Origin of the sequence: Variovorax boronicumulans (assembly GCF_019352895.1) — a bacterium.
Classification (GTDB): Bacteria; Pseudomonadota; Gammaproteobacteria; order Burkholderiales; family Burkholderiaceae_C; genus Variovorax; species Variovorax boronicumulans_A.
Genome location: NZ_JAAAFX010000004.1, coordinates 1933063 through 1946478, shown reverse-complemented (window position 1 = coordinate 1946478; position 13416 = coordinate 1933063). Strand labels below are relative to the sequence as shown.

10 protein-coding genes are annotated in these 13416 nt (G+C 67.4%); 9 read left to right on the top strand and 1 reads right to left on the bottom strand.

From position 1 onward, the window contains the following. Positions 1–127 precede the first annotated feature (127 nt). Entirely contained in the window at positions 128–1081 is a 954-nt protein-coding gene (locus K0H49_RS10560) for a LysR family transcriptional regulator (RefSeq protein ID WP_219211860.1), read from the top strand. Between the two features lie 51 nt (positions 1082–1132). On the opposite strand, the gene K0H49_RS10555 is transcribed toward K0H49_RS10560, so the two are convergent. Continuing rightward, positions 1133–2206, bottom strand: a complete 1074-nt coding sequence (locus K0H49_RS10555) for a porin (protein ID WP_219211858.1) — start codon at positions 2204–2206, stop codon at positions 1133–1135. 381 nt (positions 2207–2587) lie between these two features. On the opposite strand from K0H49_RS10555, the gene K0H49_RS10550 reads away from it, so the two are divergent. From K0H49_RS10550 to K0H49_RS10515, 8 genes are all read left to right on the top strand, one after another. Then, positions 2588–4069: an aminotransferase-like domain-containing protein gene (locus tag K0H49_RS10550; RefSeq protein WP_219211857.1), complete on the top strand. Its 1482-nt coding sequence runs from the start codon at positions 2588–2590 to the stop codon at positions 4067–4069. A gap of 169 nt (positions 4070–4238) precedes the next feature. Further along, positions 4239–5570 (top strand): amidohydrolase family protein, encoded by a 1332-nt coding sequence (locus tag K0H49_RS10545; RefSeq protein WP_219211855.1) that lies wholly within the window; start codon positions 4239–4241, stop codon positions 5568–5570. Positions 5571–5590: 20 nt separating this feature from the next. After that, positions 5591–6448 (top strand): MTAP family purine nucleoside phosphorylase, encoded by an 858-nt coding sequence (locus K0H49_RS10540; protein WP_219211852.1) that lies wholly within the window; start codon positions 5591–5593, stop codon positions 6446–6448. Between the two features lies 1 nt (position 6449). Then, positions 6450–7973, top strand: coding sequence for an amidohydrolase family protein (locus K0H49_RS10535; protein ID WP_219211848.1), 1524 nt, complete (start codon positions 6450–6452; stop codon positions 7971–7973). Beyond that, a complete protein-coding gene (locus tag K0H49_RS10530; protein ID WP_219211846.1) occupies positions 7970–10072 on the top strand; it encodes a beta-galactosidase trimerization domain-containing protein in 2103 nt (700 codons plus the stop codon). The genes K0H49_RS10535 and K0H49_RS10530 overlap by 4 nt, the downstream gene beginning before the upstream one ends. Positions 10073–10084: 12 nt before the next feature. Continuing rightward, positions 10085–11605 carry an ABC transporter substrate-binding protein gene (locus tag K0H49_RS10525; RefSeq protein ID WP_219211836.1) on the top strand — a complete coding sequence of 507 codons (1521 nt, stop codon included), beginning with the start codon at positions 10085–10087 and terminating at the stop codon, positions 11603–11605. Between the two features lie 30 nt (positions 11606–11635). Continuing rightward, positions 11636–12553 carry an ABC transporter permease gene (locus tag K0H49_RS10520; protein ID WP_219211834.1) on the top strand — a complete coding sequence of 306 codons (918 nt, stop codon included), beginning with the start codon at positions 11636–11638 and terminating at the stop codon, positions 12551–12553. A gap of 6 nt (positions 12554–12559) precedes the next feature. Then, positions 12560–13414 carry an ABC transporter permease gene (locus K0H49_RS10515; RefSeq protein WP_219211832.1) on the top strand — a complete coding sequence of 285 codons (855 nt, stop codon included), beginning with the start codon at positions 12560–12562 and terminating at the stop codon, positions 13412–13414. Positions 13415–13416 lie beyond the last annotated feature (2 nt).

The window sequence follows — 13416 nt, the reverse complement described above, 5'->3', positions numbered from 1 at the left end:
GTTAACCCTTAGATCCTGAAGCGAGCCGCGAGTGTGCCCAGGAAATGCAAGGCGTGGTAGCCATAGGGAATGCACAATGCCTATACGCCTGACGCATAACAATCGACCACACCTTCCCACAGCCCGCATGGCCACCGCCGATCCTTCCTCCGTCCCCAATGCCGCCGGGCGCATCGAACTGCTGCAGACCTTCGTGCGCATCGTGGAGGCCGGTAGCCTGTCGGCCGCCGCGGTGCAACTCGGCGCGACCCAGCCGACTGTGAGTCGCCGGCTGCAGGCGCTGGAACGCGCGCTGGGCCTGCGGCTGCTCAACCGCTCGACCCACGCGATGAAGCTGACCGAGGACGGCGAGCGCTGCTTCGAGCGCGCCAAGGAAATGCTGGGCAGCTGGGAGGCCTTCGAGGCCGACCTGCGCGGTGCGGGCGACGAGCCCGAGGGCACGCTGCGCGTGGTGGCGCCCCACGCCTTCGGCCAGCGCCTGCTGATGGGCGCGCTGGTCGACTACCTGCGCCGCTATCCGCGCGTGTCGGTCGAATGGCTGCTGCACGATCGCCCGCCCGACTTCATCGCCCAGGGCATCGACTGTGCGATCCAGCTGGGCGAGCTGAACGATCCCTCGGCGGTGGCGTTGCGCCTGACCGAGGTGCCGCGCATCGCGGTCGCCGCGCCGGCGCTGCTCCAGGGGCTGCCGACACCGACACACGCGAGCGAGCTGGCAGCCCTGCCCTGGCTCGCGCTGCGCACCTTCTATCGCAACGAGCTCTCGCTCACGCAGGTGCGCAGCGGCGAGAACGTGCGCGTGCCGATCCGCCCGCGCCTGAGCACCGACAGCCTGTTCGCGCTGCGCAACGCCACGCTGATGGGGCTGGGCGCGAGCATCGTCTCGGCCTGGACCGTGAGCGACGACATCGCGCAGGGCCGGCTGGTGCACCTCGCGCCGCAATGGCGCGCCGACCCGCTGGCCGTGCACCTGATCTATCCGCAGGCGCGCTTCCAGCCGGCCCGACTGCGGCGCTTCATCGACGCCATGCGCGTGGCGGTGCCGAAGGCGCTGGACAGTGCGGCGCAGTACGTGGACTAGCACCCGGGAAGGCGCTCCCCGCATCTTTCAGTCGGTAGACGCCGCCGTCGCTCAGAACCGGTGCCGGATACCGACCTGATAGGCCCCGGGGTCGAAGCCAGGCGTGACCGTCCCGATGCTGCTGTTGGTCGAGTCCGAGATCGCAAAAGCCGCTCGGTTCCGGTTGTCCGTCTTGGCCAGCACGGCGTAGACATCGGTTCGCTTCGACAGAAAGTACTGATAACCGAGCGCGACCTGTCGGCTGTCCGCATCGGCCGCGGTCCTGTCGTTCGAGACCTGGTACTGCGCCAGCCACACGCCCGCACCGATCGGCACGCGCACACCCACGGTGTAAGCCGCACGGTCGATGCGCGACACGGCGGCATCGTTCCTGTTCAGGGCGTAGGAGCCGTAAAGCTTCAACAGGCCGAAGTCATAGTTGCCACCGATCACATGCCGAACCTGTTCAGGCGACGACGCCATGTCGGTCATCCCGCGCGTCCTGTGGTACGCATAGCCCAAAGTGAAGGCCTTGTCGGTGTAGACCAGCGACAGCCCCATCTGGTCTCCTGCCCCCTTCGGCACATCCGGCTTCGAGGTCTCACCCAGCGCATAGATCACGTCGGCCTTGAAGCCGCCCCACACGGGCGATGAATAGCTCAGGGAATTGCCGCTGCGCGCGGGCGCACCCGCCAGCAAGCCGACGCTGTTGCCGATCGAACCCACGAAGCCGAAGCCGAACGGGTCCAGGTTGCCCGCCACGAAACTGAAGATGGGGTTGTACTGACGGCCAAAGCCGACACCCCCCCACTTGCTGGAAACCAAGGCGACCGACGCCTGGCGTCCAAAGCCCGGCCCTGGCGCACCGTTGCTGATCAGCTCGCCGGTATCTGCGAGAAAGCCTGCTTCCAGCGTGAAGACGGCGGCCAGGCCGCCACCGAGATCCTCGATGCCCCGGAATCCGAAACGATTGCCGGACTCCATGCCCGACTGCAGGCCGGTGACGGTGCCGAACGCGGTCTTGTCGACCCGGATGCCCAGGTCCACCAGGCCGTACAGGGTGACGCTGCTCTGCGCCGAAGCAGGAGCCGCCATGGCTGCAAAAACCACTGCGGTGCAGGCGAACGCGAAGCGCTTCTTGATCATCGGAATTTCTCTCTGGGTTGGTGGACAGCTGACGAAAAAGGGATGGCGCTGCACGAGCTCTCGGGTCACCCGGCGCCCTCTCCCTCCGGCTGGGACGCGATTCTGCGAAGCCACCGCCGACTTGAAAAAGCACACTTCCGAGCGGCGGCCGCAACCGTATTGCCTGGGTCGGCCTGTACGGTTTTTGAAAGCTCGGCAGCGGTGCGCTGCATGTGCGTCTTGTTGCAAGGCGGCAGTCCGAAGAAGTGATTCCTGGCTCGGAAATTGCACTTACAGCGACGGCATGCTGGGGTCCAAACGGATGGACAGCGCTCGCCTGATCGGCAAAGGTCAGGAGCCGCCGTGGCTTTCACGGCGCGGTCCATGTGGAGAGTTCTTGCAATGAGTGACGAATCGGGCGCCGAGCGCTTGCCGGCGTCGTCGGAGGCCGAGGTGCCCTGGCGCGACTTCAGAATCGAACGTGATGCGCAAGGCAGCCTCGTCGAAAAAATCGTCGTGGGCATCTCTGCCCTGGTGGCCGACGGGCGCTTGCGCATCGGCAGCCGCATGCCCTCGATCCGCCAGTTCGCCAAGTGGTACGCGATCAGCACGTTCACCGTCGTCGAGGCTTATGAACGGTTGTCATCGGCGGGCCTGCTGTCCTCTCGCCGCGGCTCGGGCTACTTCGTGGCGCGCAAGGAAGTCCGTGTGGCACAGGGTGAGTTGCGTCTGCCCGCTCTGGCGGCCATGCAGCCGTTGGTGACCGAACTCTATTCGGGCGCGACCGAGTTCCTGCCGGTGGGCGCTAGCTGGCTTCCGCCTGAATGGCATGGCGAGAGCCTGGTCATGGATGCGGTGCGCCAGGCGATGCGCATGCCATCCGGCCGCCTTCGAGGCTATGGCCACCCGCAAGGTTTCCCGGCGCTGCGCCACCAGATCGCCAACAGCCTGAGCGAGGGCCTGTTCGAGGTCACGCCCGACCAGATGCTGCTGACCCACGGCTCGGTCCACGCGTTCGACTTGATCCTGCGCGCACTCACGCAGCCCGGTGACACGGTGCTGATCGAGGATCCGGGCTATGCCAACCTGCCCGCAGTGATTCGCCAGCACCATTGCGTGCCGGTCGGCATTCCGCGCGGCGCCGCGGGACTCGACCTCGGCAGGCTGCAGGAATGCATCGCGACCTATCGCCCCAAGCTGATGCTCGTCGCCACCGTGCTGCAGAATCCGCTGGGGACCTCGTTGTCGCATGCGCAAGCCCATCAACTTCTGCGCATGGCCACCGACAGCGACATGATCCTCATCGAGGGCGACACCTACCGCGAACTCGCCTCCAGCGCCGACCCTTCGCTGGCGGCCATGGACGGATTGCAGCGCGTGATCCGCGTCGGAAGCTTCTCCAAGACCCTGTCGCCCACGGTGCGCGTCGGATCGATCGCTGCGCCCAAGGCATTGATGCCGGCCCTGGTGCGCGCCAAGATGCTGTCGGGCCTCACCACATCGGAGATCAACGAACGCGCGGTCTACCAGGCGATCACCACCAGCTCCTACCGCCGCATGATCGAGCGCCTGAAGGCGCAGTTGCGCGCCGCCTGCGACCAGACGGTACACATGCTCGCCGAGGTGGGCCTCTCGCCGATCGCCCAGCCGCGCGGCGGCATGTTCGTGAGCGCCGGCTGGCAGAGTGCGCCTACGCCCGAATTCAATGCAAGCAAGGTGGCCGACCTGGCGCTCAAATCCGGCATCCTGCTGTCGCCCGACAGCTTCTTCTCGCTGTCGTCTTCGAAGTCGGTGTGGTTCCGTTTCAATGTCGGCTACACCGGCTCGCCGCAGCTGGCCGACTTCTTTCGCGCCCAGCAGCCGCAGTTGGGCTACGCCGCCTAGCCCACGGGCATCGCGCCAGCGGACGGCGCGCCAGCGGACGGCGCGCAACTGTACAGGCGCGATTCGCTGCACGGTTGAGGTCGCACCGGCGCACTGTGTATGAACAGCGGCGCCCTCGCTTCCTAGAATTTTTCCATGCGGTCCGGCATCTCGGACCATGGATTGATCTGTGAGCGACCTCCGCGACATCACCGCCCCGCCGGCACTCGAACCACGGTACACGTTGCTGCGCAACGCGGCCATCTACACCGGCGACGCGGCGCACACCTGCCATCTGCGCGGGGCCATGTTGATCCGGAACGACCGTGTGACGTGGTGCGGCCCCGAGGCCGACGCGGCAAGCATTCCGGGTGCGCTGGAGGCCTGCGCCATCGACCTCGGCGGGCGCGTGGTCATGCCGGGACTGATCAACACGCACGCGCACGGCGGCATGGGCTTGCATCGCGGCTGTTGCGACGACGGCGGTCTCTTCGCTTGGGCCAGGACCATCGCGCCCCACACCTCGGCATTGACGCTGGAACAGGCGCGCCAGGGTTGCGAGCTGGCCGTGCGGGAGATGGTGCGCAACGGCATCACCACCGCATGCGACTGCACGCGCTACGGCGCGGGAATCTTCTCCTCTGTGGCCACGGACATGGGCATGCGATCGCTCAGCGGTGCGCTGGCCAACTCCCCGTCGCTGCGCCCCAACGGCCGACCCAACTGGCCGCTGGCGCTCCAGGAAACGCTCGAAACCATCGGCCAGCGCCGCGACGACGGCCTGAGCCGCTTCTATCTCGGCGCGCACTCGCCCTACAGTTGCACACCGGAACTGATTGTCGAGGTCAAGCAGGCTGCACGCGAACATGGCCTGCCGTTCGTGATCCACGCGGCCGAATGCCGCGACGAAGTCGACTGGGTGCAGACGCGGTACGGCTGCAGCCCCATAGAGTGGCTGCACCGCCTTGGCGTGCTCGACCCGCAGACGCTGCTCGCGCACTGCGTCTGCGTCGATGCCGACGACATCGAGCGCATCGCCGCCAGCGGCGCCGCGGTGTCGCACAACCCGGTGAGCAACGCCAAGCTGGCCAGCGGCATCGCTCCCGTGCCGCAGATGCGCGCGCGCGGTATCCCGGTCGGTCTGGGCACCGACAGCACGCTGAGCAACAACGCGCTGAATCTCTTCCAGGAGATGAAGTTTGCGGTGCTGCTGCAACGCGCGCACCGGCTCGACGCCACGATCCTCACGGCGCGCGATGCCCTGCGCATGGCGACATCGGAGGGCGGGCACGCACTGGGCTGGGGCGCCGACATCGGAAGCCTCGCGCCCGGCCGCCTGGCCGACCTCGTGGTGCTCGACCTGCAGCACCCCTTGGGCTGGACCTCCGAACGCCTGCTGTCCGACATCGTCTATGCCGCGGGTCCCCAGCACGTGCATGCAGTGATGGTCGGTGGCCAAACCATCTTCGAGGGCGGACGTTTCCCGCGCCTCGATGGATCCCGGGCCCCGCGCCCCTTCTGAAGCCAGAAATCGAGAAAACCATGACGACATCCAGCTCCTCGACCGCACCGGTCGGACTCATCACCAGCGCCGCTTCCGAACGCCTGCTGACCGACCGCGCCGAGCAGCGCGTGACCACGCCCTGGGGCGATGCCAGCGTGCTGACGGGCCGCATCGGCGGGCGCAATGCTGCCGTGGTGCTGCGCTACGGCGCGGACCTTACGACGCCCAGCCACAAGATCAACCACCGCGCCAACCTCTGGGCGCTGCGCACGCTGGGCGTGGAACGCGTGGTCTCGCAAAATGCCATCGGCTCGGTCAACCCCGCCATCCGGCCCGGCGACATCGTGGTATCGCACGACTTCCTCGACCGCACCAAGGTGCGTGCGCTCTCGCTGTTCGACGACACCGAATGCTGGGTGCGCGTGGACATGACGGAGCCCTTCTGCCCCGAGGTGCGCGGCGCGCTCATCGGGGCGGCGCAGAAGGTCAGCGAGCGCGTGATCGACCGCGGCGTCTTCGTCTGCACCGAAGGACCGCGCTTCGAGACGCCGGCCGAGATCCGCGTGTTCCAGCAGGAGGGCGGCGACATCGTCGGCACGCCGATGGTGCCCGAGGTGGTGTTCGCCCGCGAGGCCGAGATGTGCTTCGCGTCGATCGCCCCGGTCATCAATTTCGGTGCCGGCATGGCGCCCGCCGTGGTCCATGTGGGGCCGGGCAGCATGAACGACGACTACTACGCCAATGGCGCGCACGACCGCATCGAGCAGGCACTGATCGACAGCATCGCAACGCTGCCGGCGAGCCGCGGCTGCGGCTGCGGCCATGCGCTGCGCGGTGGCTTCCATGGCCAGCGCCCAGGCTGGCTCACGCGCTGCAGCCTCGACAACGCCGCCTGACATGCCACGCGTCACCACGTTATCCGACACCGAGAGCGCGCGTTGCCACATCGAGGGTGCGCTGTGCCTGCTGCCCGACGGCAGCGGCCACCGCGCAGAGCGTTGCGACGTGCTCGTGGTGCACGGGTGCATCGCCGAAGTGAATCCCGCGGGCCATGGCGCTGCGCCCTCGCCCGGCGACAGGGTCATCGATGCAACCGACTGCCTGCTGGTGCCCGGCTTCGTCAATGCGCACAGCCATTCGCCCGACAACCTGATTGCAGGCACCGCGCCAGCCCTGCCGCTCGAGCAGTGGTCGCTGGCCTGCGCAGCGGCCCGTGGCGCGCCGTCCGCGCGCGAGATCTACGTGTCGGCCCTGCTGGGCTGCATCGAGATGCTGCGCAGCGGCACCACCACGGTACTCGACCACGTGCGCTTTGCCGACCATCTCGACGCGGATGGCCTCGACGCGGTGGCCAATGCCTATCGCGATGCGGGCATGCGCGCAGTGATCGCGCCCGTGGTTGCCGACCGGCCGTTGGCCGACACGCTGCCACTCGACGCCGAAGACATGGCGGGCTTGCCTTCATGCCAGGCTTCTTCCGCACCGCAGATGCCCGCCGACGAGCAGGTCGCACGTGTCGCCGACTTCGTGCGCCGCTGGCATGGCACCGAAGGGCGCATCCTGGGCGCCATCGGCCCGTCGGGCCCGCAGCGCTGCACCGACGCGCTGCTGATGCGGTGCGGCGCCTTCTCCCAGGCGCACGGGCTGCTGCTGCACACCCATGTGCTCGAAACCCGCGCCCAGCGCGAAATGGGGCGCCGCCTCCATGGTGGCTCGACGATCCGCCATCTCGACGAGCGCGGCCTGCTCGGCAGGCGAACCCATCTCGTGCATTCGGTCTGGGTCGACGATGAAGACCTGGACCGCATCGCTCGCAAGGGCGCCGCGGTGGTCCACAACCCGGTCAGCAATGCGCGGCTGGGCAGCGGCGTCGCGCCGGTGCCTGCGATGCTGCGACGCGGCATCCGGGTGGCTCTGGGCACCGACAGTGCCTGCTGCAACGACAGCAATCACATGCTCGAGACCGCCAAGTGGGCCGCACTGCTGCACAACACGCGCTCGCACGATTCGAGCGACTGGATCGGACCACAGACCGCGCTGCGGCTCGCCACGCGTGACGGCGCCGATGCGCTCGGCCTCGGCACCGTCACGGGTGCCATCAGCGTCGGCCTGGCCGCAGACCTGTCGCTGTTCAAGTTGCAGGCGCCAGGCCTGGTTCCCCTGCACGACCCCGTACAACAACTGGTCCTGTCGCATGCACGGGCCGCCGCCGATCTGGTCATGGTGGCGGGGTGCATCGTCGTGCGCGACGGTGCCTGCACCCGAATCCGGGAGGCGGCGTTGTGGGCCGAAGCGCAGGCCTTCGCGGACCAACGCCGATCTGTTGCACGCACCGCTCCTGCCATCCCTGCGCATCCGCTCTTCGCGCCGCTGGCCCACATGCACCGCCGCATTCACGCCCTGCCATCCCTCACGCCATGAACAACCTCAACCTTCTTCCGTCCACGCCCCTCGTTACTGATGCCTGGTGGCGCCAGCCGATCCGGTTCTTCCAGCATCTGCTGCGCGAGGTCGATGCGGTCGGACTCGACGCCGACACGCTGATGGACGAAGTCCGGGCCATGGGCGCGGGCGCCTACATCGCGATGGGCGGCGGTTTCTCCGCCTGGTACCCCACCGCGCTCGCTTCCCAGCGCATCAACCCCTACCTGAGCGGCGACTTCGTCGGGGACGTGGTGTCCGCCGCCCGGCGCGCGGGGATCCGCACCATCGTGCGCATGGACATCAGCAAATGCCGTGCAGAGACCCTCGAGGCGCATCCGGAATGGTTGAGCTACCGGCAGGACGGGACGCCCCACATGGTGTGGGAGATGCCGCAGACCTGCGCCACCGGTGACTTCTGGCAGGTCGAGAATTTCGCCATCCTTGCCGAGATGCTCGAGCGCTATGCCGTCGACGGCTTCTTCTACAACTTCCTGAGCGTGAGCCGTTGCCATTGCAGCCGCTGCCAGGCCGTGGTGCGGGCCGCGACCGGTGAAGGCGTGCCACCCGAGGGCGTGCGCTCGCCGGCCTACGAACGCTGGCGTCAGGGCTTCCTGGCCGCCTACATGGGCCGCGTGCGCGACTTCGTGCGCGCGCGCTCGCCGAATGCGATGCTGATCCCGTACCACCACGTTCGCGATGGCTGGAACTACCACGCAATGGCGCAGGTGTCCGACATGATCGGCGCGCAGGTCTCCAACCCACTCGCCGTCAATCCGGTCGATCCGCAGCCGCAATGGAACCACTGGGGCGCGGAAGAAGCGCTGGCGTCGCGTGCATTGAAGCCCGACACGCCGCCGCTGCTGATCCAGACCGGCTCCGAGTTCTTCGCCAGCCGCCAGACGGCCATGCCGGTCGGACGCCTGCTGCGAAATCTGGTCCAGGTCGCCGCGCACGGCGCCAACACCGCGCCCGCACTCAATGGCCGGCTCGAACAGGACGACCCACGTTCGCTGCCGGGCCTGCTCGAGTTCGCGCGCTACCAAGTGGCCAATGCCGACTGGTACCGTGGCCTTGCGTCGGTGGCGCGCATCGCGCTGGTCCGTTCGCAGGACAGCGTGGACTGGGGCCCGGATGCCGCCCGCCCCGCGGGCGATCCGCTGAGCCCCGGCCATGTGGCGGAGTTCCGCGGCACCTACGAGATGCTGGTGCAGTTGCGCTATCCCTGCGACGTGATTCCCGCCGGCGATCTGGCGGGCGTCGATCTCGCGCGTTATGCCGCCGTCATCCTGCCCGCGGCCAGTTGCATCAGCGACGCCGACGCTGGTGCGATCGATCGCTACGTTGCGCGGGGCGGCCAGCTGATCGCCACCGCCGACGTTGGCGCCGGGGACGAAAACGGCCACCCGCGGCCCCGTCCCGCGCTGGCATCGTTGCCCTGGCTGCCCGGCGCTTCGCAGACCATCTTCGGCGGCTACCTCGAGCTGGCCGATGTGCGCCTGCAGGCCGTCTTCGGCGACATCCCGCATATCGGCGGCGATGGCGATTTCTGGACCCCCGAAGGTCTCGACACAGCAGGCCTGAGCAGCGCCGACCTGCGCCTGATCGGCCCCTTCCGCAACAACGCGCCGGAGTTCACCGTGGTACAGGGCCCCGGCAGCGCGCCCGGACTGGTGCGACGCCCCCACGGTGAGGGTGGCGTCGCATGGATGCCCTGGCGGCCCGGCGCGCTGCACCACTACTGCGCCATCCCCGAGTACGTGACACTGCTGGGCCACCTGCTCGACGAGATGGCGGGGCCGGCGCCGATCCGTTCGAACGCGCCTTCGTCGGTCGAGTTCGTGCTGTATGCACATCCCCGTGGTCGGGTGCTGCATGCGATCAACGGCGCGGCCTCGCAGGGCAAGCCCATCGTCGAGACCACGCCGCTCGCCGGTTTCCAGGTCCGCGTGCGCAGTGCTGCCACTTCGCTGCGTCGGCTCGACACCGGCACCCCCCTGCAGTTCGCACGCGACGGCGACGACGTCGTGTTCGAACTCGACCGCCTCGACGCCTTCGCGGCGATCGCACTGATCGAAGAGCGCGAGCTCGCCAACTGACGAATGCCCAACATGAAAAAACTTTTTGCCGCATCGCTGCTCTGCGCCATCGCCACCTTTGCCGCGTCCGACGGCGCATCAGCGCAGACACATGCATCCCAGGGACTGGTGGTCGTGGCGCAGAAGGCCGACGCCTACACGATGGACCCCGCCAAGCATTCGTCGTTCAGCACCGCCAACGTGCTCATGCATCTCTACGACCCCCTCGTCACGCGCGACGAAAAAGGCAACTTCGCACCCGCGTTGGCGCTGTCTTGGAGCAATCCCGATCCGCTCACCTGGCGCTTCAAACTGCGCCAGGGCGTTAAGTTCCACGACGGCGAGGCGTTCGACGCACAGACGGTCAAGTTCACCTTCGACCGCGCACTCGATCCGGCCACCAAGGCACCGTACTACTCGCGCATTTCCGCCATCAAGCAGGTGGTGGTGGTCGACAAGTACACCGTCGACTTCAAGACCGCTACGCCCTACCCGACGATGCTGTTCTCTGTCTACGAGGCGTCGTTCCCGGCATTGATCGTGCCGCCCAGGTACGTCAAGGCGCACGACGCGAACATCCTCGCCACCCGGCCCGTGGGCACCGGCCCCTATCGTTTCGTCGAATGGGTCAAGGACGACCGCGTTGTCATGGAGGCCAATCCCGACTACTGGGGCGGTGCGCCCGCGATCAAGAAGATCGTGTGGCGTCCGATCTCCGAGCCGCGCACGCGCATCGCAGAACTCAAGGCCGGCGGTGTGGACATCGCCGAGAACGTCCCGCCCGGGGAAATGAAGAGCCTGCAGGCCGGCAGCTCCAAGATCGTCAGCATCCCGAGCGACTTCCTGTTCTTCTTCGCGTTCGACACGCTCAAGCCGGGCCCGCTGCAGGACAAGCGCGTGCGCCAGGCGATCAATTATGCGATCAACGTCGACGCCATCCAGAAGGCGATCCTCGAAGGCACGGGCCAGCGCGTGGCCGTCAACCTGCCCAAGGATGCATTCGGCTACCCGGCCGACATCGCGCCCTACCCCTACGACCCGGTCAAAGCCAAGGCACTGCTCGCCGAAGCGGGATTCCCGAACGGCTTCACCATCCCGATGACCTCCCGCCAGGGCTACCTGCTCAAGGACAAGGAAATCATGGAGGCCGCGGCAGGTTTTCTCTCGAAGGTCGGCATCAAGGTGGTTCCCAAGTACATGGAGCCGGGCGTATGGGCGCAGGTCTCCGAGAAGAAGGGGCGCGAGGGCATCATGTATCCGGGCTGGAGCGGCGCCGACGCCGACATGGTCTGGTATCCGCTGCTGGCCACGGGCCAGTACCAGAGCTACTTCAGCAACAAGGCGCTCGACGCCCTGCTGCTCGAGGGTCGCAGCACGCTGGATGTCGACAGGCGCAAGAAGACCTATGAAGCCGCGGCGAAGATCATCAAGGAAGAAGCGCCGCACCTGCCGATGTTCCAGGCGCCGCTGATCTTCGGTGTGAACGCCCGGCTCAATTGGCAGGCACGCAGCGACACGCTGATCGACCTGCGCCATGCGCAGTACGCCAGGTAACGCCCGTTTCGTGCCACACGCCTACCGATCATGCTGCGTTACATAGCCGTTCGCCTCCTCTACGCCGCCGCGGTGATCGCGGGGGTCTCCGTGCTGGTGTTCTTCCTCGTTCGCCTGGGCGGCGACCCGACCGCGCTGTTCCTGCCGCCCGAAACCTCGCCCGAGGAGATCGCTCGCTTTCGCCGTCAGTTCGGCTTCGACCGACCGCTGCCGGTGCAGTACCTCGAGTTCGTCGGCCGCGCGCTGCAGGGCGATTTCGGCCAATCGATGCGCTACCAGCAGCCCGCCATGCAGCTGGTGCTCGAGCGTCTGCCGGCGACCCTGCAGCTCGCAGGCGCGGCGCTGCTGCTGTCCTGCGTGCTCGGCATTCCGCTCGGCATCCTGGCGGCGGTGCGCCGAAATTCCGCGTTCGATCGCGGCGGCATGGTGATCTCGCTCATGGGCCAGAGCCTGCCGACCTTCTGGCTCGGACTGATGCTGGTCCTGGTGTTCTCCGAGAAGCTGCATTGGCTTCCGGCCTCGGGCCGTGGAAGCTGGGCCCATCTGGTGCTGCCGGCGGTCGCGCTGGCTGGTTACTCGACCGCGATCATCACGCGGCTGCTGCGCTCCAGCATGCTCGAAGTGCTGCAGGCAGACTACATCCGCACCGCGCGCGGCAAGGGGCTCGCCGAAAGCGCCGTCATCCTGCGCCATGCGCTGCGCAACGCAGCGGTGCCGACGCTCACGGTCATCGCGCTGCAGGTCGGCGCGTTGCTGGGCGGCGCGGTCATCACCGAGGAGGTGTTCGCCTATCCCGGCATGGGACGGCTGGCCATCCAGGCCATTGCCACTCGCGACTTCGCCATCGTGCAGGCCTTCGTGCTCTTCATGGCGCTGGTGATCGTGGCCATCAACCTCACGGTGGACATGGCCTACGTGCTGATCGACCCCCGTCTGAAGAAGAAATAGAACGCCATGCAATTCCTGCGAAAGTTCACGCGCAGCCATCTCGCCACCCTGGGTCTCGCCGTCGTGCTGGTGGTGGTGATATCGGCCCTGTTCGCGCCCTGGCTCGTGCCGTTCGATCCGGCCGACCAGGACATCATGCAGCGCATGCTGCCGCCACTGGCGCGCTCCGACACCGGGGCGCTCCACCTCTTTGGCACCGACGCACTGGGTCGCGATCTGCTGAGCCGTCTCATCGTGGGATCGCGCGTGTCGTTGCTGGTCGGCGTGGCCTCGGTGCTGATCTCGGGCGTGCTCGGCGTCGTGCTTGGTTTGTTGGCCGGCTATGACGACCGTCACCTGGGTCGCGTGCTCATGGGCGTCGCCGATGTCCAGCTGGCGGTTCCTTTCCTGGTGCTGGCGCTGGCCGTGGTGGCAGTGCTCGGCCCGAGCCTGTTCAATCTGGTGCTGGTGCTCGGCGTGACCAGTTGGGTGCAGTTCGCGCGCATCGTGCGGGCCGAAGTCCTGGTGCTGCGCGAGCGCGAGTTCGTGCAGGCCGCACAGGCGCTGGGGGCATCGGGTGCGCGGCTGATGTTCCGTCACCTGCTGCCCAACGTGATGTCCTCGGTCATCGTCATCGGCAGCATGCAGGTCGGCAAGATGATCCTGTTCGAAGCATCGCTGAGCTTTCTCGGCCTGGGCGTTCCCTCGGACATCCCGACCTGGGGCGGCATGATCGCCGATGGTCGCACCTACGTCTCGACCGAATGGTGGCTGTCGGCCGTGCCGGGGCTGGCCATCTTCATCACCGTCGTCGGCATCAACCTGCTCGGCGACCGCCTGCGGGATCTGCTCGACCCGCGACTCAACACGCTGGAGCGCTAGAC